Source organism: Roseococcus sp. GW821-FHT12F05, from assembly GCF_058806835.1.
Map to the genome: position 1 here is coordinate 122,298 of NZ_JBXAQB010000014.1, position 25,134 is coordinate 147,431.

The window sequence follows — 25,134 nt, forward strand, 5'->3', positions numbered from 1 at the left end:
CGGCGCCGTCTCGTCATGAGGGCAGACGTGCATGCCGCACGGATGGAGACCCCGATGACACCTCGCCTGCCAAACCCCTTCAAATCCGCCCCCGAGACCGTCAAGGCGATGCTCGCGCTCAGCACCACGGTCGCGGCCAGTGGCCTCGAGCCCAGCCTGCTGGAGCTGGTGAAGATCCGCGCCTCGCAGATCAACCGCTGCGCCTTCTGCCTCCACATGCACACGACCGACGCCCGCAAGCTGGGCGAGACGGAGATGCGCATCTACATGCTCGACGCCTGGCGCGAGTCCTCGCTCTACACGGACCGCGAGCGTGCCGCCCTGGCCTGGACCGAGGCGCTCACCCTCGTCGCCCAGACGGGCGCGCCGGATGCGGATTACGAGCTCCTCAAGGCCCATTTCACGGAGAGCGAGCAGGTGAACCTCACCTTCGCCATCGGCGTCATCAACACCTGGAACCGGGTGCAGGTGGGCTTCCGCGCCGCGCACCCCGTGGAGAAGGTGCGTGACGCCGCCTGACACGGGCACCGAAGCCTTCGAGGCGCAGCGGCCGCGGCTGCTGCGCCTCGCCTACCGCATGCTCGGCTCCATGGCCGAGGCGGAGGACGTGGTGCAGGACGCCTGGCTGCGCTGGCGCCGCGTCGACCGCGAGGAGGTGCGCGAGCCTGCGGCCTTCCTCACCCGCACCGTCACGCGGCTCTGCCTGGACGTGATGAAGTCCGCCCGCGCACGGCGCGAGGCCTATGTCGGAAGCTGGCTTCCCGAACCGATCTTCGATCCCCAGGAGGACGAGGAGATGCGTCCCGACGAGCTGACGCTCACGCTGATGCTGGCCCTGGAGCGCCTCTCGCCGCTGGAGCGCGCCGCCTTCCTGCTGCACGACGTCTTCGGCGTGCCGCTGGACGAGGTGGCGAGCACGCTGGAGCGCGAATCCGCCAGCGTCCGCCAGCTGGCCGTCCGCGCCCGCAAGCATGTTCGCGACGCGGGGCCGCGCTACCCCGTTCCCCGCGAGGAGGGCGAGCGGATCGCGCGGGCCTTCTTCCGCGCCTCGCACGATGGCGACATCGGCACGCTGCGCGGCCTGCTGGCCGAGAACGTGGTGATCCACTCGGATGGCGGCGGCAAGGTGCTGGCCTTCCGCAATCCCATCCTCGGGCTCGAGAGGGCGCTGCGGCTGTATGAAGGCCTGTCCCGGAAATTCCGGCCGGCCCCCGCGCCGTGGATGCAGCCGCAATGGATCGACGGGCTGCCGGGCTTCGTCAGCCTGGAGCGCGGTATCCTGCAGACCACTGCCTTCGAGATCGAGGACGGGCGCATCGCCGCCATCTACATCACCCGCAACCCCGACAAGCTGGCGCGGGTGGTGACGGCATCGGTGATCTGAGGCGATCGGTCGGGATTGCCGTCACTGGCGCTCGCCGTGCCGGGCTCCGATGAGCTCGTCCCAGCGGCGGAGCAGGAAGGTCAGCTGATAGGAGTTGAGGCGCGGAGCAAGGGGCGTCGCGACGACGCGCTCCGCCTCCACCGTCGGCAGGATGCTGCCCAGGGCCGTTCGTTCCGCGTCGGTTCGCGGAGCGGCCTCGCCCAGGCCGAAGCCCAGCCCATCCGACAGGAGCCCCCGTCCGAAGAAGCGCGACTGGATCCCGGGACGCAGGAGAAATTGCCCGAACCGCTCGATCAGCGGGAGCCGCTCGTCCGCGGTGGCGCGAAGAAGGACAAGAAACACACCCTGCGGGATGGCCGGCGCATTCCTCAAGATCACGAAGCGCGTCTCTTCGGCCAGCGCCCCGTCCAGGCGCCCGCGCAGGAAGGCGGTCAGCGGCGCCGGGAACAGGTGAATCTCGCCCGCGGCGAGCTCTTCGAAGGCGGCCTCGTCGTTGCTGGGATAGTAGTCGATGTAGCGGCCCAGCTCCTCGAGCCAGGACCAGGTGTTCGTCCAGCCTGTCTGCGCATCCGACGGGTCGCGATCGCCGAGGAGATGCGGCAGGACCATGAGAAACAGCCGGCCGTAGGCGGACTCGGAAGGCCGCGAATAGAGGAAGCGCCCGCGATTCTGGCGGGCATAATCCAGCAGGGCGACCGCATCGCGCGGCGGATCGGGCAGGATCTGCCGGCGATGCAGCAGGACCGGTCCCCCGGGATCGGCCGAGACAAGCATCGCCTCCTCGCCCGCAAGGGGCTGCATGAGCTGCGACAGGCGGCCTGCCGAAGCCGTGCCGGCCTCGTGCAGGGATGCGGGGAGGGATCGCCAGGCCCCACGCGTCGTGCCCCAGGCGAGGCCGAGAATGTCGGTCAGGGCGGCATCGGCGTGCAACTGTCCTGGGCCGGGGGCTTCCGTGCTCTGCGGGGCGATCAGGCGTGTATTGTCATCCCGCACGAAGGTCTCGACGTAGAGATCGCGGTTCGAAGCGGCGAAGCTCCGGAGGAGGGGCAGGAACTCGTCCAGTCGGTCCAACGGGATCGACACGCGCAGACGCTGCATCGGACGGTCCTGCGCCGCGGCCCGCGCGGCCGGGAGGGCAAGGGCGCCGGTGAGCAGCGCACGACGGCTCCCCGCGCTCATCGGGGCATCGCGAGGCCACGGAGGCCCGGCCGCACGCCGCGAACCTGCTGCACGCCCTGGAACTCCGGGCGCGCCCATTGGGCCTGCGGCTCGGGCTCGGGATCACGGCTCTGCTGGGCGGGGGCGGGCGCCATCCAGGCCAGGATCGCGCTTCCGACGGCGGCCGCGACACCCTCGCCGCGTCCTGCGGGCCTGGCCTCTTCCGGCGGCTCCAGGGCGGGAGGCTCCGGCGGAGTGGTCGAGGCGATGCGGGCCTGCAGAACGAGGGCGGCGCCGAAATAGTCCGGTGCCTCCTCGACACGTATCGACACCTGCGGCCGCTGGCCCTCCCCCGGGCCCACCAGGGCCTGGACCGCGCGCACCCCGGCGTGGCCGGCATAGGGGGGCATCTCACCCGTGCGCAGGTCGACCCAGGCCGGCGGGCGCTGGCGATGACCGGGATCGTTCCAGAAGCGACGCGCGGCCCCAATCGTCTCGTGATCGACCTGGAGCCAGGCCAGGTTCAGCGGCACACGCAGCGCGTCCCAAGAGAAGCGGGCCGGCCAGGCCGGCGCCGGCATCGAGTGGCCGCCGGACTGCGGCAGCAGCAGCCAGTCGGGGGGCAGGCGCCAGCGACCCAGGGACGCATCCCGGATCATCTCCAGCCCGTCCCGCTCCAGCCGCGCCCAGCGGCGGTCGCTCACCAGGCGCGAGAGCGCGCGGAGCGCAGGAAAGGCGTAGTAGGAGAGGTTCACGACGGTGCCCTCGGCGCTGCGGAAGCCGGCCGTGCCGGGCAGCAGGACCATCCGGCCCCGCACCTCGGTCACGCAGCATTTCAGGATGTCCTCGGCCATGCGGGTCGCGGCGGCACGATAGTCCGGAACCTCCCAGCGCTCCGCGGCCAGAGCCAGGGCCCAGGCGATGTAGATGTCCCCATCCGTCGCGTTGTTCGTATCCGACACGGGGAAGTTGCTGCGGGAATCGTACCGCCAGGCGAAGAGGCCGTCCTGCCGGCGGGCCAGGTTGTGCTGGGTCCAGCCCCACAGGCGCTCGAAGTTGGGACGGTCGCCGAACCGGACGGCGAAGAACATGCCGTAGCCCTGACCCTCGCTGTGCGAAATCCCGTTATTGGCGGTGTCGATGACCCGGCCGGGGACGGTGACATAGCGGATCCGGAAGGCCCGCCATTCGGCATCGACGGGCGCGCCGGCCGATGGCCCCTGGGCGGATGCGGCATGCCAGGCCAAGGTTGCCAGCAGAGCGACGAGGCATGCCCGAAGCACGCAGAGTCTGGTTGAGAACACCGAGCATCTCCCCAGCTTGTTTTTCGTTCTGTGCTCGCACGCTATCCGACTGTGACAACGGATATCAACTACTTATGCGTGTATTTTCTTCTCGTGGTTGCATGCCTTCGCCATGGCTCCCTTTAGGGGCCGGGGCTCCCATTCCGTGGAACCCGCCGGCGATCGCCCGGCCTGAAAGCCCGGGCCTCCGGATCGCGGTGTCAGGCCGCGCGCCGCGCGGCGCCGACCATCGCGCGGATGGCCCAATGCTTCACCGCGCGCGCCTCCGCGTCGTCGAGCTGCAGCACGTCCTTCATCACGATCATCGCCTCCGGCCCCATGACCAGCGCGAGCGCCTTGGACAGCCGGTCCAGCTCTTCCGGCGCGAAGTCTCCGGCCGCGGGGGCCAGCGCCGCCTCGATCAGCGGCGAGCGGCGGTTCTGCCGCGGCGGCACGCCTTCCTCGCCCGCATGCTGGAGGCTGTGCGCCAGCACCACGCGCAGGGTGCCCTCATGGGCGAGGGTCATGTCGTGCAGCGCGGTGTCCACGCGCTCCAGCCGCGACGCCGCGTCGCCGGGCGGCAGGCCCTGTAACAGCGTCTCCGGACTGGGCGTCGCGACGTCGAAGGAAGCCTCCAGCAGGAGCTGCTCCACGCCGGGAAAATAGCGGTAGGCGGTGGCGCGGGAGACCAGCGCCTCCTCGGCCACCTCCTCCAGCGTGGGCGTGCGGCCCTGGCGGATCAGACGGGACGCGGCCTGGAGCAGGTCCTTGCGGGTGCGGCGCTTCTGGTTGGTCAGTCCGGTCTCGGCCACGAATCAGTCCTGGGGCAGCTGCTGGAGGATCGCCGCGAGGTCGACCCACACGTTCTCGCGCCGGATATCGCCGGTTTCGGCGAATTCCACCACGTGCAGCAGCCGGAATTCGAGCGGGCGGCCGCGGCCATCGAGGCCAAAGGGACGGCCGGGCGCTTTTCCGGCCCAGAGCGATTCATCGACCAGGAAGCCATCGCCGTAGAGGCGGCGGATGCAGCGAATCTGCCCCTCCGAGAGGTCGGAGAAGAGCGTCTCGTAGAAGGGCCGCGCGGCGTCCGGCCCGCGCGTCGGGCCGGTGGGCCAGCCGACGATGTCGTGCTCCACGTCATCCGTGAAGGTGCGCAGCACGCCCTCCACGTCGTCGCGGGCCTCGAAGCCGAAATGCTCGTCGATCTTGCGGTCCATCTGGGCGGGGGTGAGCGGCATGGCTTTGCTCCTACCTGGGCGGCACGGGGACGAAGTCGAAGACGGACGTGGCAGGCTCGACGCCCGGCGGCAGCGCGGAAGGCGCCGGCTCGCCCGGATCGCCAAGCGAATGGATATAGCGATAGATCGCCCGCACGTCCGAGGTCCGCATGCGCGCCAGGCTCGGCCAGGGCATGGGCGGGAGATCGCTCCGGGCGCGCATGGTCTCGACCCACTCCGCCTCGGACATGGAGCGGACGGAGAGGCGCAGGTTCGCCGGGTAGCTGACGCCCCAGGGGCCACGGAAGCCGATGTCGGAGCCGCGCAGCCATTCGCGCTCGGGCGGCTCGGCGCCGTTGGTGAGGGCGAAGCGTGGGGTGTGGCAGTCGTTGCAGCCGCCGAGCTCGACGAGGTAGCGGCCGGCGGCCTCGGGCGTCGCGGCGACGACGCGAGGCGGGATCTCCGCGGCGCGGGCGGTCTCGTTCCCTGTCTGCAGCCAGGCCAGGGCGATGAAAGCGGCGCCGGCGAGGACCAGGGCGAGACCGGTCACGCGATGCATGGTGGGCCTCCTCAGGCGGCCCGGCGCAGCCGCAGCGCGGCGGCATCGAGCCAGTCCTGCCGGATCTGCGGCGGCAGATGGCCCGGCATCTCGCCCGGCGGATCGACCCAGAGGGCCAGATCAGGGCGCGGTTTCGGCGGCACTTCGCCGCGAACGAGGCCGAGCCGAAGGAAGGCGGGAGGGTCGGAATTCGACATGGATCGGGGATCCCTGCGTTGGCATGACGCAGAATCCATAATGAGATTCAAATCTCACAACAACATGAATTTCTCGCATGCCTGCCATCATGGGCAGGCCCGCCTTTCGGAGGTTTCGGAGAAAAGCCTACCTGCGCGGCGGGCGGCCGAACCAGCCGCGCACGCGGTCGATCTTGCGGTTGCCCCACTCCATTGCCTTGTGCTCGCGCGCCTCGATGGTCGGGAGGAGGTGCGGCCAGCGGCGATCCACCACGCCCACGCTGCGCTGCGCCCAGGCGTACTGGTCGCGCAGGATGAAAGTGCCGAGCGCCACGAAGATGAAGCCGGGCAGGATGGGGAGGACCAGGCCAACAGGGCCCAGGGCCAGGCAGCTGATGCCGATGGCCTTGCGACGGAGACAGGGGCGGTACTCGATCATCCCCCGAAAGATGGAGGCGCCGTCATCTCTGTTCAAGCGAAATGGCAGGCGGCGAAGCGGTTGGGCGCGACTTCCCGCAACGGCGGGTAGGCCTCGCGGCAGAGGGGAGCCGCCATCGGGCAGCGGGAGGCGAAGCGACAGACGGTTGGCGGCGGGTCGATGGGCGACATGGGCTCGCCGGCGGCCGCGACGGCGGGTCGGCGGCCGGGCCGGCCCGTGGGGATGCTGCCGGCCAGGAGGCGCGCATAGGGGTGGGCGGGGGCCTCGAAGACCTCGGCTGCCGGGCCGATCTCGGCGACGCGGCCGAGATACATGACCATCACCCGGTCGCACATCATGCGCACGACGTTGAGGTCGTGGCTGACGAAGAGCATGGCCAGGCCGAGGCGCCGGCGCAGGTCGGCGAGCGTCCGCAGCACCGTGGCCTGCACGCTGACGTCCAGCGCCGAGGTGGGCTCGTCCAGGATCAGCAGCCGTGGCGCCGGCGCGATGGCACGGGCGATGCCGATGCGCGCCTTCTGCCCGCCGGAGAGCTGGTGCGGGTAGCGGCGCAGCAATTCCTCCGGAAAGCCGGCCAATGCCGCGGCCTCCGCGACGCGCGCGTCCAGCGCGGCGCCCTGCAGGCCGTTGAGGCGGCGCAGCGGCTCGGCAATGGAATCCTGCGCGGTGTAGCGCGGGTTCAGGCTGTCCGTCGGATCCTGGAAGACAAGCTGGATGCCGGCCCGCGCCCTGTGCCGGGCGAAGCGCGCAGCGGGGGTATGGGCGATCTCCTCGCCCTCGAAGCGGATGCTGCCCTCGCTGGGATCGAGCAACCGCGCGAGCAGGCGCGAGAGCGTCGTTTTGCCGCAGCCGCTCTCGCCGACGATGCCGAGGGATTCACCAGGGGCTAGGGAGAAGCCGACCTCCTCCACCGCATGCAGCGTGTGCTGGCGGTCGAGCCGGAAGCGCTTCGAGAGATTCGCGACCTCAAGGATCACAGCGGGTGGTGGCAGCGCAGCTGCGGCCCCTCCGGCAGGGTTTTCCCGCAAATCTCCGTCGCCCGCTCGCAACGGGCCATGTAGCGGCAGGCGGGAAGCGTTTCGCTGCGCAGGTCGGGCAAGGCACCGGCGATGGGCGCCAGCTGCTCCACCGTCGTGCCGGCACGCGGCGCGGTCGCCACGAGCTTGGCTGTATAGGGGTGGCGTGGTCTCTCGAAGATGTCGGCGGCCGGGCCGCACTCCACCACCTGGCCCGCATGCATCACGGCGATGCGATCGCAATGCTCGGCGGCGAGCAACAGGTCATGGGTGATGAAGAGGCAGCCCATCCGCCGCTCGCGCACCAACCCGCCGATGAGCTCCATGACAGCCGCCTGCACCGTGACGTCGAGGCCCGTGGTCGGCTCGTCGGCAATGAGCAGGCGCGGCCGGCCGGCCAGCGCAAGCGCGATCATCACGCGCTGGCACATGCCGCCGGAGAGCTCGAAGGGATAGGCGCGGGCGCGGCTTTCAGGGTCGGCGATGCGGACCTCGGCCAGCAGCTCCACGGCGCGCTTCGCCGCGGCCGACCGCGAGATCTTCTGGTGTGCCCGCAGCGCGTCGGCGATCTGCGTGCCGACCCGCTTGATCGGGTTCAGCGCCGTGCGTGGCGACTGGAAGACCATGCCGATGGCCGCCCCGCGCAGCTTGCGCATCTGCCGCTCGGGGAGCGTCAGGACATCGGCATCCTCGAAGATCGCCGCGCCGGAGACGATCCGCGCCGACCGCTCCAGCAGGCGCATCACGGCATAGGCGGTGACGGACTTGCCGCTGCCGCTCTCGCCCACCACGCCCAGCATCTCGCCAGGCGCGACGTCGAGCGTCACCTCGTCCAGCGCGCGCACCGTGCCGCCCCGCGTGGCGAAGTGCAGCGTCAGCTTTTCCACCGAGAGCAGGGTCACGTGCGGCGCCGCGGGTCAGTGATGTCGCGCAGCCCATCGCCCATCAGGTTGAAGCCGAAGACCGCCAGCATCAGCGCAAGTCCGGGAAACAGCGCCGCCCACCATTGCCCGGAGAGCACCAGCGCCGCGCCCTCGCTGACCATGATGCCCCATTCCGGCGTCGGCGGCCGCACACCCAACCCGATGAAGGAGAGCGAGGCCGCGTTCAGGATCGCCCAGCCGAGGTTGAGCGAGACCTGCACCATCATCGGCGGCAGCGCGTTGGGGATGAGGTGCCGGAACAGGATGGAGGCGCTGGAATTGCCGGCCAGCCGCGCGGCCTCCACGAAGCCGGCCTCGCGGCGGACGTTCACCTCGGCGCGGGCGACGCGGGCGTAGAAGGGCAGGTTCACGATCGCCGTGGCCCAGATGATGTTGGTGAGGCTGTTGCCCATCGCCGCCACGATGCCCATCGCCAGCACGAAGAGGGGAAAGGCCATCAGCGTGTCGACGAGGCGCGAGACGCCGCGATCCGTCCAGCCGCCGAGCCATCCGGCGGAGGCGCCCAGCATCAGACCGAAGGCGAAGGAGAGTGCGGTCGCGATCACGGCGATGCCGAGGTCCAGCCGCGTCGCCACCAGGACGCGGGAGAAGATGTCGCGGCCCACCTGGTCGGTGCCGAACCAATGCGCGGCCGAGGGCGGCTGCAGCGAGCGCGCGGCGCTGGTCGCAAGCGGGTCGTGGGGCGCCAGGCTAGGGCCCAGCAGCGCGGCGAGGGCCAGCAGGCCCACAATCACCACGCCAACGAGCGTCGCCGGGTTGGACCGCAGGACGTGCCAGATGTCCTTCATGCCGTGATGCGCAGCCGCGGATCGGCGAAGAGCAGCGCGAGGTCCACCAGCAGGTTCAGCGCCACATAGAGCACGCCCAGCACCAGCACGAAGCCCTGCACGGGCGCGTAGTCGAGCTGCATCAGCGCATCCAGCGCGAAGCTGCCGACGCCCGGCCAGGCGAAGACCTTCTCGATCAGCACCGCGCCGCCGAGCGAGAAGCTGAACACCATGCCGAGCGTGGTCAGCACGGGCAGGATCGCGTTGGGGAAGGCGTAGCGCCACAGCACGCGCGAGGGCGAAAGCCCCGCCGCCCGCGCCGTCCGCACGAAGTCGGCCCCGAGGGCCGCCAGCATCGCGCCGCGCGTCATCCGCGCGATGGGTGCGAGCGTGACGAGGCCGAGCGAGATGGCCGGCAGCGCAATCTGGCCGAGCGCGGCCCACCAGGTCTCCCAATCGCCCATCAGCGCGGCGTCGATGAGGAAAAAGCCGGTCACGCTGTCAGGCGTCGAGGAATAGAGATCGAGCCGGCCCATCGGCGCCGGAGCCCAGTCGAGCTCCACATAGAACAGGAAGATGAACATCAGCCCCGTGAAGAAGGCCGGCAGCGAGACGCCCGCCGTCGTCACCACGCGCACCGCCTGATCGGCGAAGCCGCCTTGTCGCACCGCCGCCAGCACGCCGAGCGGGATGGCCAGCGCAGCGCCCAAAATCATCGCAACCGACACCAGCTCCAACGAGGCCGGCAGGCGTTCCAGGATCTCCGTCGTCACGTCGCGGCCGGTGGAGAATGACCGGCCGAGATCGCCATGCGCCAGCCCCTGCACGTAGAGCCAGAACTGCACCGGCAGCGGCTGGTCGAGCCCCAGCGCGCGCCGTGTCTCCTCGATAGCGGCGAAGCTGTCCGACGGTCCGGAGAAATAGGCCGCCGGATCGCCCGGCAGCATGCGCGTGAGCACGAAGGTGACGACGACCACGCCGGCCAGCACCGGCAGGGCGGCCAGGATACGGCCGCCCACCAACCAAAGCAGCGACCCTCTCACGGCTTCTGGAAGAACCGGTATTCCAGCTGCCGGTGGAAGACGTAGCGATGGCCTGTCGTGCCGTTCTTCACCGCGACATCCTGGAAGGGCTGCACCAGCGGGATGAAGGGCACGTCGTCGAAGGCCTTTGCGAAGATCTGCCGCACCAGCGTCTCGTAGCGCGCGCCGTCGCGCTCGGTGCGTGCCGTATCGATGAGCTGCGTCATCTCCGGGCTCACATAGTTGGCGCTGTTCCAGGGCCCGTTGCTGCCGTGGTACGAAATGAAGAAGAAGTAGTCCGGATCGTCGAACCAGGCGCCGAAGTCTTCGACGAAGAAGGGCAGCGCCTTGTTGGCCAGCTGTCCCCGCAGCTGCCCCGCCGGCACGCGCTCGATGGTGACGCGGATGCCGGCCTTGGCGAGGCCCTCCTGCAGCAGCAGCGCGATTGGCTCGTGCAGCGTCGCCTGACTGATGTCCATATGGAAGGTGGTCTCGAAGCCGTTGGGCAGCCCGGCCTCGGCGAGCAGCGCCTTCGCCTTGTCGATGTCGGTGGAATAAGGGCTCGGCGAGGGCCAGCGCAGCTCGGTGGGCTCGCCCGTGGCCCCCCAGAGCTTGCGGCCGCGGCCGAAGAGCGCGGCCTGGAAAATCTCCTCATAAGGCACGGCCCAGGCGACGGCCTGGCGCACGCGCTTGTCGTTGAAGGGCGCGCGCTGGGTGTTCATGCCGAGGAAGCGCCAGGTGTTCTTCATCGGCGTGGAGTAGACGGTCGCGCGGCGCGCCTGGATGAGCTCGGAAAAATCCTTGGGCGGCAGGTCCTGCAGCACGTCGGCATCGCCGCGCTCGATCAGCGCGCGGCGGGTGGCGGCGCTCGCCACCTCGCGGATGATGACGCGCTGGACATTGGTCTGCGGGCCGCCCCTCCAGTCGCGGAAGCGCTCCAGCACCGTCTCCTGGCCCGGCCGCCAGGACGCCACGCGGAAGGCGCCGCCGCCCGTGTTGTTGGCGCGCGCGAACTCGACGCCCCAGGGGTCGGAAGCCGTCGCCTTCTCCTTCACGAGCTTGCTGTCGAAGATGTTCGGGATGGCGTTGCTGAGGTTGGGCAGCAGCAGCTTGTCGCGGCGGACATAGTCGACGCGGATCGTATAGGGATCGACGATCACGAACTGCGCCGGCTCCATCAGCGAGCCGCTGTTCATCTGGTTCTTCGGGAAGCCGGGCAGCGTCACCGCGCGGTCGAGCGACCACTTCACGTCCTCGGCCGTGACCGGATTGCCCGAATGGAACTTCGCATCGCGGCGCAGCTTGAAGGTGCAGCTCATCCCGTCGGAGGCGACCTGGAAGCTCTCCGCCAGCTCGGGCGTGAGGTTGGCGTAGTCGTAGATCTGATGACCCTGCGGATCGGTCGTGTTGCCGAAGCCCAGCAGCCGGTCGAAGGTCGACCAGACCAGCGCCTGGGTCGCGCGGTTGGCCCCGGGTGCGTGAAGGTCGAGGCTGTTGGGGCCGGATTCCACGAGACACAGCAGCGTGGCGCTGCGCGATTGCGCGATGGCCTCCCTCAGCGAGGGGACGGCCAACAGTCCGCCGCCGGCGGTGGCGAGCATCAGGTCACGACGGTGCATGGGGTAACCCCTCTTCCAAGGGGCGAAGTCTTGCCCAGCCTTTCCACCGATGCCAGCAGGAAAACCCCGGAGTTGCCCGGGCGCTGCCCCGGCGAAGCCCGGTCAGGCGGCAGGCGTCTGGCGGCTTGCCGGGTGGATGGGCACGAAGACCGGCGTGAAGAGCCAGCGCCTGGCGATGGCGTAGTAGCCCGGGAAGACGAAATGCCCGTTGTGCTCCAGCAGTTTTTGGCGGTTCGCGTGCCAGAAGCCGGGGATCTCGAACCAGGCCATGGTGGGGTAGAGGTGGTGCACGATGTGGAGGTTGTTCCACAGGAACAGCAGGCCGAAGACCCAGTTGCTCTCCACCGAGGCCGTGCGCTGGCCCGGCTTGTCGCCCCAGCGGTGCTCGATGAAGGCGCGCAGCAGCCCGAGCGAGATGCCCGGCAGCACCCAGACCAGGTAGTAGTGCCAGATCGGCATGTCGGCCACGTACCGCACGATCCACAACACCACCGCGAGGCCGGCGAAGAAGCGCAGCCAGGCCGGCACGTCGGAGTAGTCGCCGCGCCGCAGCTTGCCGAATTCGACGATGAAGAGCTTCCGCAGCCGCAGGATGGGCCCGACCGTCAGCCGGCCCACGAAGGTCTGGTTGAACAGCAGCACCCTCCGGAAGAAGGGCGAATAGCCGCTCCAGTCCTCCTCCTTGTGATACTGCGTCTCCGTGTCCTCGCCGGGGTAGGTGAGGTAGGTGTTGCGGTGGTGCTTCGTGTGGCTCCGCTTGTAGATCTCGTAAGGCCACCAGCCACCGATCGGCGGCCAGACGATCGCCGTCCGCAGCCAGTCCGGCAGGCTCCGCCAGCCGTGGATCGCCTCGTGCTGCAGGGAGAAATGCCAGGCGAGGATATAGGCCGCCAGCAGTGCCTCGATCGGCCAGGGCACGTGCTCGTGGACCATCAGCAGGCCGAACCAGCTCGCATAGATGGCGATGGCCACGCCCCAGGTCGGCAGCTCCCAACGCCGCCAGAGGGCGCGGTTCTCGGGCAGCACGGCGCCGCGCGGCAAGAGGGCGGTGGTGGACATGGCCGGATTATGACGACGCGCCCGGCCGCGGCAAAGCGGGATTTTCCCGGATTTTTGCGGTGCAGCAAAGACGATTGCGCCCCCGCCCCCCGTTTCCTACCCTGGCCGGATGCCCGCCCCCAAGACCCTGCCCGAGCTGGAAGCCGACGTCGCGCGCGACCTCGATCTCACGGCGCATCCGCGCGCGCCCTGGCTCGTGCCGAAGACCGCCGGCGGCGCCCCGGTGCTGGACTGCCTGATCGTCGGCGGCGGCCAATGCGGGCTCGCGGTGGCGCATGCGCTGCAACGCGACAAGGTGGACAATATCGCGGTCCTGGACCGCGCGCCCTACGGACAGGAGGGTCCCTGGGTCACCTATGCCCGCATGCGCAACCTGCGCAGCCTGAAGGATCAGACCGGGCCCGACCTGCGGCTGGCCTCGCTCACCTACCAGGCCTGGCACGAGGCCAGCTTCGGCGTCGCCCATTGGGAGGCGATGCGCTGGATCCCGAAGGAGCTCTGGCAGGATTATCTTCTGTGGTTCCGCCGCGTGACCGGTATCGAGGTCCGCAACGGCGTGAGTGCCGGCGGCATCTCGCCGGCCGCGACGGATGACGGGCTGCCCGCGCTCTCCATCGAGACCTCCGAGGGCCGGATCTTCGCCCGCAAGGTTGTGCTGGCGACGGGGCAGGAGGGGATCGGCGGCTGGTGGATGCCGGAGCACATCGCCGCCCTGCCGCAGCAATACCGGGCGCACACCAACGACGAGATCGATTTTTCGGTCCTGCGCGGCAAGGTCGTCGCCGTGCTCGGCGCCGGCGCCTCGGCCTTCGACAATGCGGCCGTCGCGCTGGAGCACGGCGCGGCCGAGGTCCATGTCTTCTGCCGCCGCACCTCGCCGATGGTGGTGCAGCCCTATCGCTGGCTGACCTTCGCCGGCTTCCTGCGCCACATCGGTGAGATGCCCGACGATTGGCGCTGGCGCTTCATGTCCTACATCCTCGGCCTGCGCGAGGGCTTCGCGCAGGAGCACTACGACCGCGTCATCGGCCACCCCAATTTTTCCATGCACATCGGCCGCGAATGGCGCGGCGCACGCGTGGAAGACGGACGCGTGGTGCTGGATACGCCGCTCGGCGACTTCACCGCCGATTTCCTCATCACCGGCACGGGCGTGCGGATGAACGCGCATCTCTGCCCCGAGCTCGCGAACTGCGCCGACAACATCGCCGTCTGGGCCGACCGCTACACCCCGCCCCGCGAGGAGCGGAACGAGCGCCTCGCGCAATACCCCTACCTCAACGCCGACAGCGCCTTCGAGGAACGCCGCCCCGGCGAGACTCCCTGGATCCGCGACATCCACCTCTTCGGCATCGGCACGACCATGAGCTTCGGCCCCGCCGGCAGCTCCATCAACGCCATGACCATCTCAGCCCCGCGCGTTGCCGCCGGCGTCACGCGGGGTCTCTTCGCCGCCGACATGCCGCGGCTCTACGCCGACCTGCGCGCCTACGACACCGTGCAGGTGGAGATCGACCCCTCCTCCATCGCGAGCGCCCCCCTCGCTGCAGAATAGTCGCCGCGGAGTAGCCCGTTGAAATTTCCCTCGCTCCACGGCGCGCATCTCGGCATGGCGCTGATGGTCGCTGCGACCTTCATCTTCGGCACGCAGGATGCCCTCTCGCGCTTCCTGGCCGAGGGTTATTCCGTGCTCGGCGTGCTGTTGATCCGGTACTGGTTCTTCGCAGGCTTCGTCACGGTGCGGGCCATGCGCGCGCCGGGCGGCCTGTGGTCGGTGATCCACAGCAACCGCCCGGTCCTGCAGTGTCTGCGCGGCGTGATGCTGGTGCTCCAGGTCTGGATGATGGTGAAGGCCTTCACGCTGCTCGGCCTGGTCGAGACGCATGCGATCTTCGCCTGCTATCCCCTGATGGTCGCGGCCCTCGCCGGCCCGGTCCTCGGCGAGAAGGTCACGCTGCGGCAATGGCTCGCGATCTCGGCGGGGGCGGTCGGCGTGCTGCTGATCCTGCGGCCAGGCACGGGCGTCTTCTCGCCGGTGTCGCTCTTCGTGCTGCTCGCCGCCGGGAATTTCGCCGCCTATGCGCTGCTGACCCGCATCGTCGGCCTGCACGACAAGCCGGAGACGAGTTTTTTCTATACCGGCATGGCGGGGGCCGTCGCGGTCACCTTGCTTACGCCCTGGATCTGGGTCCCCATCGCCCCGCGCGACTGGGGCTGGATGGCGCTGCTCTGCCTTTCCGGCTCCTTCGGCCATTACGTGCTGATCCGCGCCTTCGCGGCGACGGAGGCGAGCCGGCTGCAGCCGCTGGCCTATTGCCAGCTCATCTTCGCCTCGGCGGCCGGCGTGATCGTCTTCGGCGAGCATCTGCATCCGCTCACCGTCCTGGGCGCGGCGGTGGTGGTGGGGGCGGGACTCTTCAATCTGCGGGCGGCGCGATAGCGAGGGGCTCCGCCCTCTGTTGATCTTTCACCGCCAAGGTGGCTGCAGCGATGGCATTGGCGGTGTGGGGGCAAGTCCGGCTGAGCCGTGGCGAGCATGGCGGCGAGGCAGCCATGGACGTTGATGCCCGGCGGCGATGGCATCCACAAGCCCGTCGAGCCGGCGCCGGATGGCGTCGAGCTCGCGCTGCAGGCCCGTCTCCGCGGCGGAGCCTTCGGCGGCGACTCGCCACGGCAGACTGCGCCGTCCAGATACCAATCGCGCAATTTCCATCAATCGGCTTTATACCTATCCTCCAAGGCAGGAAGACGGCACCGAAACTCATGAATCTGCGGCAGTTCGAGGTGTTCCACGCCATCATGCGCACCGGCTCCGTCACCGCCGCGGCGCGGCTGCTGAACGTCACTCAGCCTTCCGTCAGCACGGTCCTGAAGCATCTGGAGGCGCAGTTGCGCTTCCGCCTGTTCAACCGTGTCGGCGGCCGTTTGCGGCCGACGCCGGAGGCGCAGGCGTTACTGCCGGATATCGACGCGGTATTCAGTCGGCTGGCCGCCGTGCGGCGGCTGACGCAGGACCTGGCCGGCGGCCGGCTCGGCACGTTCTCCGTCGCAGCGGCCTTCCCGATCGCCAATGGCTATCTGGCGCGAGCGGTGGCGAGCTTCCTCTCCGGCCGGCCCGGCATGCGCGTGGCGCTACAATCGCTGACCTCGCCGCAGGTGGTAGACCGGGTGGCAAGCCGGGAGGTGGAATTCGGCGTGGTGCATGAGCCCGTGGGCAACACGGAGGTGGACACCGAATTGCTGTTGCGCAGCTCCCTCGCCGCGGTGCTGCTCGCCGACCATCCGCTGGCGCAGCAGGAGCGGATTCCGGTGACGGCCCTGGCCGAATATCCGGTCATCACCTACCTGCCGCAGAACCTGTTCCGCTTCCATGTGGACAAGGCCCTGGCCGAGGCCGGCATTTCGCCACGCATTGTCGCACAGGTTTCCGTCTCCCTTACCGGCATCCTGCTGGCGCAGCACGGCGCCGGCATCGCGCTGGTGGAGCCGCTGATGCTGCGCAGCCTGGATTTTCCCAAGCTGGTGGCCCGCCCGTTGGATCCGCCCATAGCCTTCGAGACGGTGCTGATCCGGCCGCGCGGCACGCCGGATTCCATGGTGCTGGCGCGCTTCGTCGGGCACCTGCGCGACGTGCTGCGGACAGAGGGTCTGCTGCCAGCTGGGCATTAATCGGATGAATACCTCGCCTTAAGCTTCGTATTGGACGCAGGTCGCGTGCCGGGAGACTATCCGCGCCAACCAACCGCGCTGGATGAGGAAACACGGGCATGGACAACGCGGCCCCGCGTTATGACACGAACTGGCCCTCGGTCACTGACCAGGTGAGCGCCACCGAATGGCAGGCGCGCTGCGACCTGGCGGCCTGCTACCGGCTGATCAGCGCCTATGGCATGACGGACCTCATCTACAACCACATCACGCTGCGCATCCCCGGCACCGAGCATCTGCTGATCAACCTTTATGGGTTGCTCTACAAAGAGATCACCGCGACCTCGCTGGTAAAGATCGATGTCGAAGGCAACATCATCTGGAAGCCGGACACGGATTACGGCATCAACAAGTCCGGCTACGTGATCCATGGCGCCATCCACAAGGCGCGGCCGGATGTCGCGGCAGTGATCCACACCCATACCCGTGCGGGCATGGCGGTCGCGGCGATGAAATGCGGGCTGCTACCACTTAGCCAGACCTCGATCCGCTTCGTCGGGCACCTCGGCTACCACGATTATGAAGGCCCGGCCGTCGATATGTCGGAGCGGGAGCGCATCGTCGCCGATCTCGGCGCGCATGACGCCCTGATCTTCCGCAACCATGGGCTGCTGACCTGCGGCGCGACGCTGCAGCAGGCCTTCAACACCATGTACCAGCTGGAAATGTCCTGCCGCGCCCAGGTGGATGCGATGAATTCGCGCACGGAGTTGCTCGTCCCGGATGAGGCCACGCTGGCCAGGACCGCGCATCTCTATCAGCCTGGCGCCCGCCGCCCCTATGGCGTGCTGGAATGGCACGCCATGCTGCGGCAGCTCGACGCCGAGCAGAAGAATTCCGGCTACCCGGACTACCGGACCTAAGCATCAGGCAATCCGCCGGAGAGCGGATTCGAGGGAGGACACGGCAATGAACCCGATCATCGGGCGGCGCCTGCTGCTGGGCGCCACCACCGCGGCGCTGTCCGCCCGCGGCGCCACGGCGCAAGGAAACTGGCCGGATCGACCGATCCGCTTCGTCGTGCCTTTCGCTGCCGGCGGCAACACCGATGTGCTGGCGCGACTCTACGCCGCCCAAATCTCGCCGCAGCTCGGCCAGCCCATCGTGGTGGAGAATCGTAGCGGCGCATCCGGCGCCATTGGGACGGAGGCGGTGATCCGGTCCCGGCCCGATGGCTACAACTTCCTGATCGGCAGCCCCGGCTCCATCGTCAACAGCCCGCTGCTCATGGCGAACAGGCGCTTCGACCCGATCACCGACCTCACCTTCGTTGCCATGTTCGGCCAGGTACCGTTGGTGATCATCGTCAGGCCCTCCCTGCCGGTGCGCACGCTGCCGGAGCTGGTGGCGTTCTCCAGGACACAGCCGAATGGCGTCACGATCGGGACGTCCGGTATCGGGGGCGCCCACCATCTGCCGCTGGAATTGTTCGTTGCGGAGAGCCGCGCCAATCTCGTGCATGTGCCGTATCGCGGCGGTGGCGCCACCCTGCCCGATTTCATCGCCGGCAATGTCGATGGCATCCTGATCGAACTGTCGAGCGTGCTCGACCTGCATCGTGACGGGCGCGGCCGCATTCTCGGCGTCGCAGCGCCGCAGCGTTCGCCGCAGGTACCGGATGTGCCGACCTTCATCGAGGCCGGGTATCGCGACTTCCTCGCCGCCTCCTTCGTCGGCCTCTTCACCCCTGTGGGCACGCCTGAGCCTGTGATCCGCCGAATCCAGACCCTGATCGGCGCGGCGGCAAACGATCCCGGCATTCGCGAGCGCCTGCTGTCCTTCAGCGTCAACCCGCCGACGGAGGAGGAACTCACCACCGACTACCTTGCCCGCTTCTTGCACGGCGAGCTGGCGAAAGCGCGCCGCGCCATCGAGATCGCCGGACTGAAGCCAGAATAAAGAATCAGCCGTCCTCTACCGGAAGGCAGCGGCGCGGACGTTCGGCGCCACCTCAGGCGGAGAGCAAGGCTCGCATTTGCACTGGCGGAGAAGGTGGGATTCGAATTCGAGGTACGCGGCCTTCCGGAGACCCCGGGGGACAAAGCGACATTCTCCGGTGGCCAGCATCGGGGCGGGATACGCATGGAGCAGTCTATAAGGTCCAAGCCCCCTCGACCCCCGCCAGGGCTTTTGGCCCTGGACCCCTTCACTTGGAGCCGAGCATCGCCGCCAGCGCCGGAGACAGCCCGCCGGTGACGCGCCCGAACGGCGCGGCGTAGCTGCCAACCTTCGGCTTCGGCAAGCGAAGCGACACCAGCGCTTCGCAAAACTTCACGCCGCAGGCGATGCCGTCGAGCAGCGGCACCGGCGCCTCGGGCTGGAGCCGCTCCCCCATCCCGGCCAGCGCCGCGCCGCCCAGGATCACCGCATCCGCGCCCTCCGCCACGGCGCGCGCGATGCCGCCGGCGACCTTGCGCGCCACGCCCTCCGGGTCGTGCACCGTCTCCTGCGGCGTCGCGTCCACGCTCACCAGCGAGGCCAGCCGCGACGACAGCCCATGCGCGGCGATGCGCTCGCGATAGGTGTCCAGGCTGCCGAAGGTCACCAGCCCGAAGCGGCCGCCGAGCAGGCAGGCGGCGAAGCAGGCGGCCTCGGTCATCCCCACCACCGGGCAGGGCATGAGCTGCCGCGCCGCCTCCAGCGCCGTGTCGTGGCTCACCGCCAGCAGCACGGCATCGACCTTCCCCGCATGCTCCGCCAGCAGCTCCAGCAGCGCATGCCCCGCGACGATGTTTTCCGCGCGCGTCGAGATCACCTCCGCGCCGAAGCGCGGCGTGGCGGGAATGATCTCCGTGCCCTCGGCCGCGGCCGCGCGCGCGGAGTCTGCGCAGAGCTGCGTGATGGCCTCGGTGGTGTTGGCATTGGCGACGAGCAGACGCATCCTGATTCCCCTGGCGATGCCGCCATACGAAACGAGGATTTCATGGAAGCCAAGCTCGACCTGCCCTTCGACGCCGAGGAGATGCTCGCCGGCCTCCGCACCTGGGTCGAGTGCGAGAGCCCCACGCATGACGCGGCGGCGGTGAATCGCATGATGTCGCTGGCCGCGCGCCACCTCGCGATCATGGGCGCCTCGGTCGAGACCATTCCCGGCCGCATGGGCCTCGGCGACTGCGTCCGTGCCCGCTTCCCGCACAAGAGCAGCGAGCCCGGCATCCTGGTGCTCGCGCATCTCGACACGGTGCATCCCGTCGGCACGCTGCAGAACGGCCTTCACTTCCGCCGCGAGGGCGACAAGGCCTACGGCCCCGGCATCCAGGACATGAAGGGCGGCACCTACCTCGCCATCGAGGCCATCCGCCAGCTCGCCATGGCCGGCATCGCGACCTCCAAGCCCGTCACGGTACTGCTGACCTGCGACGAGGAGATCGGCAGCCCCTCCACGCGCGACCTGATCGAGGCCGAGGCCTCGCGCCACTCCATCGTGCTGGTGCCCGAGCCCGCGCGTCCCGATGGCGGCGTGGTCACTGGCCGCTACGCCATCGCGCGCTTCAACCTGCGCACCACGGGCCGTCCGAGCCATGCCGGCGCACGGCTCGGCGAGGGCCGGAGCGCCATCCGCGAGATGGCCAAGCAGATCGTCGCCATCGAGGACATGACCACCGAGGCCTGCACCTTCTCCGTCGGCGTCATCCATGGCGGGCAGTGGGTGAACTGCGTGGCGACCTATTGCGACGCGGAGAGCCTCTCCATGGCCAAGCGCCAGGAGGATCTGGACGAGGCAGTGCAGAAGATGCTCTCGCTGAAGGCGAGCGGGAACGACGTGCAGCTCGAGGTGAAGCGCGGCGTGACGCGACCCGTCTGGGAGCCGGACGGCAAGGTGCTGGCGCTGCACGCCACGGCTGAGACCATCGCGAAGCGCCTCGGCTTCGGCCTGCCGCACCAGTCGGCCGGCGGCGGCTCGGACGGCAACTTCACCGGCGCCATGGGCATCCCGACCTTGGACGGGCTCGGCATCCAGGGTGCGCTGGCGCACACGCTGGAGGAGCATGTGCAGGTCAGCAGCATGGTGCCGCGAGCCAAGCTCTTCGCCGGCCTGCTGCAGAGCGTCTGACGATAGGCATAGCCTATTATTAAAATAGGTTTTGCTGTATCACGCCTATCGTGAGGCCGGCGGTATTCCTTCTCTCACCGGCGGGGCAAAGGGCCCCGCCCCCCGAGACGAAGGACATCCCGCCATGAGCCGCATCGCTTTCACCGCTCCCGCCCTGGCCTTGATCCTGGGCTTCGGCTTCGCCGCCAACCCCGCCGCCGCCCAGCAGGTGACCAGCACCGGCGCCATCTATGGCCAGAGCTGGAACATGGGCCAGGATTTCGAGAGCCTGAACGCCATGACCAGGGTGAGCAGCCCGCTGGCCCGCGACCGCGCCGCCCGGGCCGCCCGCCAGGCCCAGTTCAATCGCCCGATCACCGGCGCGCCGATCCGCACGGTTTCCACCCAGGCGCGCTGATCTGCGGACACAATCACCCATGAGTGGTGCATCGCAGCAGTCCGGGCTAAAGGAGGCGCAGTCCCTTGCCGTGCCTCTCCTCCGGGGCGCGCCCCACTCGTAGGAGACATCATGCGCGCCTTTGCGATCACCGCCGCCCTCCTGGCCGGGATGGCCGGCCAGGCTCTCGCCCAGGGCACCAGCGCCAGCGGCAGCGGCGCCATCCATGGCCAGAACTGGACCATGGGCCAGGACCTCAACAACGCCCGCAACGTCGCGCCGACGCCCGGCACCATGGCCGCCGACCGCGCCCGCCGCGCCGAGCGCCAGCGGCAGCTCAACCAGAACTTCGACGGCACCGGCCGCCCGGCGGCAAACGTCCCGCAGCCTACCCCGCAGGGGCGCTGAGCGTCACACCCGCCTCGCGGTAGAACCGCGCGGCGCCGGGGTGGAAGGGCAGGACGCGGTTGTTCGCCGCGGCCTCCTTGCGCGTCGTGGCGGCGACCTGGCCGATGTCGCGCGCCGGATCGGCCACCGTCAGCACCGCGCGGGTGATGGCATAGGCCGTCTCCTCCGGCAGCACACGGTTGGCGACGATGAAGTTCCAGGCCGCGAAGCTCTCGATATCAGCCGTCTGGCCCGGATAGGTGCCGGGCGGCAGGGTCGTCGGCGCCAGCATGGGCAGGCGCTGCGTGACGCGGCCGACCACCTCGGCGCCGGGGCCGAAGACCACGCCGGGCGCGCGGGCCAGCGCCTCCAGGATCGAGGGGATGGGCACGATCGCGCCCTGCCAGAGCGCGTCCATGCCGCCATTCAGCAGGCCCTGGGTCATCTCGGCGGGGCTGCCGCTCACCACCTCCACGCGGATGCCGGCCGCCTCGGCGGCGGCGAGGAGAAAGGTCTCGGCCGGGCCGCGGGCGGGGCCGGCGCCGACGCGCTTGCCGTTCAGATCGGCGAATTGCGTCAGCCCGCTCGAGGTCAGGGCCGCGACCTGGAAGCTCGTCTCGTACATCGGCCAAAGGGCGCGGACGTTCACATGCTTGCGGTTGCCGGCGGCAGGCGTGCCCTGCACCGCGTCCCAGGCCGAGCCGAGGAAGGCCGTGCCCAGCGCATTGGCATTGTCCTCGACGGCCGTGAGGTTCTGCAGCGAGCCGGTGCTGGCCTCGACCGTGGCCGTGATCCCGTGCCGCGAGAGCAGAGCCGCGATGGCGCGCCCATAGGTCACGAAGGGGCTGCCCTGCCCGGCGGTGTAGATGGCCAGCGCCGGGTGCGCCGGCGCGGTCTGAGCCTGGGCGGCAGCGCCGTCGGCGAGAGCCAGGGCGGCGGGGGTGGCCAGCAGGCTGCGGCGCATCATTCGTTCACCTATCCTTTGGGAGTGTCGCGGATTAGATGCGACGCAGGCCTTTTCACCAAGGGATCAAACCAGGCTCATGCCGCATATCGCCGTCGCCCGCCTGTGGTTCGAGGGAAACAGCTTCGCGCCGGAGCCCACGCCGCTTGCCGCCTTCCAGGGCCGGGAATGGGTGGCGGGGCCGGAGGCGCTGGAGCGCTATCGCGGCACGGCGACGGAGCTCGGCGCCGTCGACGCCTTTCTCGCCGAGCGGCCCGGCTGGCGGGCGACGGTCCTGCGCTGCACGGCGGCGCAGCCCGGCGGCCCGATGTCCGACGAGGCCTACGACACCTGGATCGCCGAGGTGGAATCCGGGCTGAAGGCCGGAACCTATGACGGCGTCTACCTCTCGCTGCACGGCGCCTGCCTGACGGAGAGCGATCCGGAGGCGGACCTCACCACCATCCGCCGTGTGCGCGCGCTGATCGGCCCCCGGGTGAAGCTGGTCGCGAGCTTCGACTTCCACGGCAACATCTCACCCCAGATGGTCGGGTTGCTGGACGGCGCCTCCGTCTATCGCACCTATCCGCATGTCGACATGGACCGCGCGGCGATGCGCGCCCTGCGGCTGCTGGAGCGCGGGCTCGCCGGCGGCGCCGTGCATGGCGCCATCGCCAAGCTGCCGGTGGTGCTGCACTCCTTCCACATGCGCGACGCCGAGGGGCCGATGGCCGAGGTCTGGGCCGAGGCCTGGGCCTCGGAGAAGCCGCCGATCCTGGACGCCTCGCTCTTCGGCGGTTTCGCCTGGGGCGACACGCCGACGGCCGGGCCTTCTGCCATGGTCTGGGCGGAGGAGCACGCACCGGCACGCGCCCTGGCACGCAAGCTGGTCGGCGAGATCGAGGCGCGACGCTCGCGCTTCACCGTCACCCTGCCGACACCGGAGGAAGCGCTGCAGACCGCGCTGGCCGGCCCACCCGGCCTCGTGGCGCTGCTGGACCCGGCGGACAACCCGCTCTCCGGCGGCGCAGCCGATACACCGGGCCTGCTGCGCGTGCTGGTAGAGGCGAGGCTCGACGTCGAATGCGTCTATTGCTTCCTGCACGACCCCGAGGCGGTGGCGGCGGCGCAGCAGGCGGGCGTGGGCGGCGCCTTCTCGCGACCGCTGGCAGGGCGGACCACAACGGATTTCGGCCCGCCCGTGCCCTTCTCCGGCACGGTGGAGGCGCTGACCAACGGCCGCTTCCTCAACACCGGCCCGATGGAGCATGGCGCGCCCGTCGACCTCGGCGCCACCGCGCTGCTGCGTTCCGGGAAGCTGCGCGTGGTGGTGACGAGCCGGAAGGAGGCCGCGGTCGATCCCGCCTTCTTCGATCTGCACGGCATCGACCTCGCCCAGGTGCGCCTGCTGGCCAACAAGGCGAAGAACCACTTTCGCGCGGCCTTCGCGAGCCGCTGCAGCGCCATCGTGGAATGCGACACGCCGGGGCCGGCGGCGCTGGACCTGCTCGCGCTGCCCTTCCGGCACGTGCCCGAGGCCTGGCGCAAGGGATGATCCGCGACATCGAGGCGGCCGACCTGCTAGGGCTGCTCGCGCTCAACAATGCCGAGGCGGCGGCGGTGAACGCGCTGACCCTGGAAGAACTGACCGCGCAGGTCGCCGTCGCCCTCTCGGCCCGGATGATAGCCGACGGCACAGGCTTCCTCGTGGCCTTCGGCGTGGAGACGCCCATCCAGGGCCCGAATCACGGCTGGTTCGTCGCGCGCGGCGGCCGCTTCGCCTATGTGGACCGCGTGGTCGTGGCGCCGGAGGCGCGCGGCCGCGGCGTCGCGCGATCCCTCTACGAGGACCTCGCCGCGCGCGGCCTGCCGCTGGCCTGCGAGGTGAATCTCGATCCGCCCAACCCCGCCGGCCAGGCCTTCCATGCGCGCCTGGGCTTCCGGCCCGTCGGCGAGGCCGTGGATGTTCGCAACGGCAAGCGCGTGCAATACATGATGCGAACCTAACGGTCCGTCCACATAAGGACCGGGTTCGGGAGGAATCCATGGTCCTGCGCATGCTTGCGGCCCTGGCCGCGCTGTTTCTGACCTTGCCGGCCGGCGCCCAGCCCTGGCCCGGCAGCCGGCAGGTCCGCCTCCTCGTCACCTATCCGCCCGGCGGCACGACCGATTTCGTCGCCCGCGTCTTCGCCCAGCGCCTCGGCGAGCAGACCGGCACGAGCTTCGTCGTCGAGAACCGCTCCGGCGGCGGCGGCGTGGTCGGCTGGACGGCCGCGGTGCGCTCGCCGCCCGACGGCACCACGCTGCTGCTGACCGACAATTCCCTCGCCACCGCGCCGCCGCTCTACCCCAATCTCGGCTTCGACATCTTCGCGGATTTCACGCCGATCTCGCTGCTGGTGGACTATCCGACGGTCTTCGTCGTGCCAGTGGCCTCCTCGGCCCGCAGCCTGCGCGACTTCGTGGAGCGCCAGCGGATGCCGACCGCCGAGCCGGCCTTCTACGGCTCCATGGGCGCCGGCTCCTCCCCGCATCTCTACACCGAGCACCTGCAGGACCTCGCCGGCATCCGGCTCACCCACGTGCCCTATCGCGGCATGGGCCCGGCCTTCGCCGACCTCCTGGCCGGGCGCATCGGCCTGCTGATCGCGGCGCCGCCGACCGTGCTCGGCGCCCTGCGCGACAACCGCGCGCGGGCCATCGCGATCGGCACCTCCGGCGGGCGCATCCCCGCGCTGCCGGACGTGCCCACGGCGCGCGAGCTCGGCATCGATTTCACCTATTCCTTCTGGTACGGCCTCGTCGGTCCGCGCGGGATGGATCCGGCGATGGTGGCGCGCATCCAGGAGGAGGTCGGCAAGGTCCTGGCCAATCCGGAGGTGCGGGCCCGCTTCATCGAGCAGGGCGCGACGCCGGTGGCGGGCGACGGCGCCGCGCTGACGGCGGTGATGCGGAACGACCTCGCGCGCTGGAGCGAGGTGGTGCGCGTGAAGGGCATCACGCTGCAGCAGTAGGGCGCGATC

General features: G+C 69.7%; 28 protein-coding genes. 13 read left to right on the forward strand and 15 right to left on the reverse strand.

Annotated features, from left to right (window positions below; genetic code table 11):
- Positions 1–54 precede the first annotated feature (54 nt).
- Both AC1ROY_RS26335 and AC1ROY_RS26340 read left to right on the forward strand, forming a co-directional pair.
- Positions 55–519 (forward strand): carboxymuconolactone decarboxylase family protein, encoded by a 465-nt coding sequence (locus tag AC1ROY_RS26335; RefSeq protein WP_493151890.1) that lies wholly within the window; start codon positions 55–57, stop codon positions 517–519.
- Positions 506–1,384 (forward strand): sigma-70 family RNA polymerase sigma factor, encoded by an 879-nt coding sequence (locus AC1ROY_RS26340; protein ID WP_493151891.1) that lies wholly within the window; start codon positions 506–508, stop codon positions 1,382–1,384. Before AC1ROY_RS26335 ends, AC1ROY_RS26340 begins: the two co-directional genes overlap by 14 nt.
- Before the next feature lie 21 nt (positions 1,385–1,405).
- Here the strand turns inward: AC1ROY_RS26340 and AC1ROY_RS26345 are convergent, their stop codons facing one another.
- The 13 genes from AC1ROY_RS26345 to AC1ROY_RS26405 all read right to left on the reverse strand — a co-directional run bounded on the left by AC1ROY_RS26345 (position 1,406) and on the right by AC1ROY_RS26405 (position 12,643).
- Positions 1,406–2,563: a hypothetical protein gene (locus AC1ROY_RS26345; RefSeq protein ID WP_493151892.1), complete on the reverse strand. Its 1,158-nt coding sequence runs from the start codon at positions 2,561–2,563 to the stop codon at positions 1,406–1,408.
- A complete protein-coding gene (locus AC1ROY_RS26350) occupies positions 2,560–3,846 on the reverse strand; it encodes a family 8 glycosyl hydrolase (protein ID WP_493151893.1) in 1,287 nt (428 codons plus the stop codon). The genes AC1ROY_RS26345 and AC1ROY_RS26350 overlap by 4 nt, the downstream gene beginning before the upstream one ends.
- A gap of 200 nt (positions 3,847–4,046) precedes the next feature.
- Positions 4,047–4,637 carry a TetR/AcrR family transcriptional regulator gene (locus AC1ROY_RS26355; RefSeq protein WP_493151894.1) on the reverse strand — a complete coding sequence of 197 codons (591 nt, stop codon included), beginning with the start codon at positions 4,635–4,637 and terminating at the stop codon, positions 4,047–4,049.
- Between the two features lie 3 nt (positions 4,638–4,640).
- Positions 4,641–5,063 carry an ester cyclase gene (locus AC1ROY_RS26360; protein WP_493151895.1) on the reverse strand — a complete coding sequence of 141 codons (423 nt, stop codon included), beginning with the start codon at positions 5,061–5,063 and terminating at the stop codon, positions 4,641–4,643.
- 10 nt (positions 5,064–5,073) lie between these two features.
- Positions 5,074–5,601 carry a hypothetical protein gene (locus tag AC1ROY_RS26365; protein ID WP_493151896.1) on the reverse strand — a complete coding sequence of 176 codons (528 nt, stop codon included), beginning with the start codon at positions 5,599–5,601 and terminating at the stop codon, positions 5,074–5,076.
- An 11-nt stretch (positions 5,602–5,612) separates the two neighbouring features.
- Positions 5,613–5,798 (reverse strand): hypothetical protein, encoded by a 186-nt coding sequence (locus AC1ROY_RS26370; RefSeq protein WP_493151897.1) that lies wholly within the window; start codon positions 5,796–5,798, stop codon positions 5,613–5,615.
- A 127-nt stretch (positions 5,799–5,925) separates the two neighbouring features.
- Positions 5,926–6,252 carry a YbaN family protein gene (locus AC1ROY_RS26375; protein WP_493151898.1) on the reverse strand — a complete coding sequence of 109 codons (327 nt, stop codon included), beginning with the start codon at positions 6,250–6,252 and terminating at the stop codon, positions 5,926–5,928.
- Positions 6,249–7,193, reverse strand: a complete 945-nt coding sequence (locus tag AC1ROY_RS26380; RefSeq protein WP_493151899.1) for an ABC transporter ATP-binding protein — start codon at positions 7,191–7,193, stop codon at positions 6,249–6,251. The genes AC1ROY_RS26375 and AC1ROY_RS26380 overlap by 4 nt, the downstream gene beginning before the upstream one ends.
- The gene (locus AC1ROY_RS26385; RefSeq protein ID WP_493151900.1) at positions 7,190–8,134 is read right to left on the reverse strand and encodes an ABC transporter ATP-binding protein; all 945 of its coding nucleotides are present in this window, start codon (positions 8,132–8,134) and stop codon (positions 7,190–7,192) included. Before AC1ROY_RS26385 ends, AC1ROY_RS26380 begins: the two co-directional genes overlap by 4 nt.
- Positions 8,131–8,964: an ABC transporter permease gene (locus AC1ROY_RS26390; RefSeq protein WP_493151901.1), complete on the reverse strand. Its 834-nt coding sequence runs from the start codon at positions 8,962–8,964 to the stop codon at positions 8,131–8,133. Before AC1ROY_RS26390 ends, AC1ROY_RS26385 begins: the two co-directional genes overlap by 4 nt.
- A complete protein-coding gene (locus AC1ROY_RS26395) occupies positions 8,961–9,962 on the reverse strand; it encodes an ABC transporter permease (RefSeq protein WP_493151902.1) in 1,002 nt (333 codons plus the stop codon). The genes AC1ROY_RS26390 and AC1ROY_RS26395 overlap by 4 nt, the downstream gene beginning before the upstream one ends.
- 20 nt (positions 9,963–9,982) lie before the next feature.
- Positions 9,983–11,584 carry an ABC transporter substrate-binding protein gene (locus tag AC1ROY_RS26400; protein ID WP_493151903.1) on the reverse strand — a complete coding sequence of 534 codons (1,602 nt, stop codon included), beginning with the start codon at positions 11,582–11,584 and terminating at the stop codon, positions 9,983–9,985.
- A 102-nt stretch (positions 11,585–11,686) separates the two neighbouring features.
- The gene (locus AC1ROY_RS26405) at positions 11,687–12,643 is read right to left on the reverse strand and encodes a fatty acid desaturase (RefSeq protein ID WP_493151904.1); all 957 of its coding nucleotides are present in this window, start codon (positions 12,641–12,643) and stop codon (positions 11,687–11,689) included.
- A gap of 109 nt (positions 12,644–12,752) precedes the next feature.
- On the opposite strand from AC1ROY_RS26405, the gene AC1ROY_RS26410 reads away from it, so the two are divergent.
- The 5 genes from AC1ROY_RS26410 (at position 12,753) to AC1ROY_RS26430 (ending at position 18,250) form a co-directional block, all read left to right on the forward strand.
- On the forward strand, positions 12,753–14,198 hold the full coding sequence (locus AC1ROY_RS26410) for an NAD(P)-binding domain-containing protein (protein ID WP_493151905.1): 1,446 nt from the start codon (positions 12,753–12,755) through the stop codon (positions 14,196–14,198).
- A gap of 18 nt (positions 14,199–14,216) precedes the next feature.
- Positions 14,217–15,083, forward strand: coding sequence for a DMT family transporter (locus AC1ROY_RS26415; protein WP_493151906.1), 867 nt, complete (start codon positions 14,217–14,219; stop codon positions 15,081–15,083).
- Between the two features lie 323 nt (positions 15,084–15,406).
- Positions 15,407–16,312: a LysR family transcriptional regulator gene (locus tag AC1ROY_RS26420; protein WP_493151907.1), complete on the forward strand. Its 906-nt coding sequence runs from the start codon at positions 15,407–15,409 to the stop codon at positions 16,310–16,312.
- A 98-nt stretch (positions 16,313–16,410) separates the two neighbouring features.
- Positions 16,411–17,214 (forward strand): class II aldolase/adducin family protein, encoded by an 804-nt coding sequence (locus tag AC1ROY_RS26425; protein WP_493151908.1) that lies wholly within the window; start codon positions 16,411–16,413, stop codon positions 17,212–17,214.
- 46 nt (positions 17,215–17,260) lie between these two features.
- The gene (locus tag AC1ROY_RS26430) at positions 17,261–18,250 is read left to right on the forward strand and encodes a Bug family tripartite tricarboxylate transporter substrate binding protein (protein WP_493151909.1); all 990 of its coding nucleotides are present in this window, start codon (positions 17,261–17,263) and stop codon (positions 18,248–18,250) included.
- A gap of 247 nt (positions 18,251–18,497) precedes the next feature.
- On the opposite strand, the gene AC1ROY_RS26435 is transcribed toward AC1ROY_RS26430, so the two are convergent.
- A complete protein-coding gene (locus AC1ROY_RS26435; protein ID WP_493151910.1) occupies positions 18,498–19,232 on the reverse strand; it encodes an aspartate/glutamate racemase family protein in 735 nt (244 codons plus the stop codon).
- A gap of 42 nt (positions 19,233–19,274) precedes the next feature.
- Between AC1ROY_RS26435 and AC1ROY_RS26440 the strand changes: the two genes are divergently transcribed.
- From AC1ROY_RS26440 to AC1ROY_RS26450, 3 genes are all read left to right on the forward strand, one after another.
- Positions 19,275–20,405, forward strand: coding sequence for a M20/M25/M40 family metallo-hydrolase (locus tag AC1ROY_RS26440; RefSeq protein WP_493151911.1), 1,131 nt, complete (start codon positions 19,275–19,277; stop codon positions 20,403–20,405).
- Positions 20,406–20,529: 124 nt separating this feature from the next.
- Positions 20,530–20,802, forward strand: coding sequence for a hypothetical protein (locus AC1ROY_RS26445; protein ID WP_493151912.1), 273 nt, complete (start codon positions 20,530–20,532; stop codon positions 20,800–20,802).
- Positions 20,803–20,913: 111 nt separating this feature from the next.
- Entirely contained in the window at positions 20,914–21,189 is a 276-nt protein-coding gene (locus AC1ROY_RS26450) for a hypothetical protein (protein WP_493151913.1), read from the forward strand.
- Here the strand turns inward: AC1ROY_RS26450 and AC1ROY_RS26455 are convergent.
- Positions 21,170–22,135 carry a TAXI family TRAP transporter solute-binding subunit gene (locus AC1ROY_RS26455; protein WP_493151914.1) on the reverse strand — a complete coding sequence of 322 codons (966 nt, stop codon included), beginning with the start codon at positions 22,133–22,135 and terminating at the stop codon, positions 21,170–21,172. The two genes, AC1ROY_RS26450 and AC1ROY_RS26455, sit on opposite strands and share 20 nt — an antisense overlap.
- A gap of 76 nt (positions 22,136–22,211) precedes the next feature.
- Here AC1ROY_RS26455 and AC1ROY_RS26460 point away from each other — a divergent pair, with 76 nt between their 5' ends.
- From AC1ROY_RS26460 to AC1ROY_RS26470, 3 genes are read left to right on the forward strand one after another with little or no spacing between them, the layout of a single operon-like run.
- The gene (locus tag AC1ROY_RS26460) at positions 22,212–23,666 is read left to right on the forward strand and encodes a M81 family metallopeptidase (RefSeq protein WP_493151915.1); all 1,455 of its coding nucleotides are present in this window, start codon (positions 22,212–22,214) and stop codon (positions 23,664–23,666) included.
- A complete protein-coding gene (locus tag AC1ROY_RS26465; protein WP_493151916.1) occupies positions 23,663–24,118 on the forward strand; it encodes a GNAT family N-acetyltransferase in 456 nt (151 codons plus the stop codon). Before AC1ROY_RS26460 ends, AC1ROY_RS26465 begins: the two co-directional genes overlap by 4 nt.
- Positions 24,119–24,156: 38 nt before the next feature.
- On the forward strand, positions 24,157–25,125 hold the full coding sequence (locus tag AC1ROY_RS26470) for a Bug family tripartite tricarboxylate transporter substrate binding protein (RefSeq protein WP_493151917.1): 969 nt from the start codon (positions 24,157–24,159) through the stop codon (positions 25,123–25,125).
- Positions 25,126–25,134 lie beyond the last annotated feature (9 nt).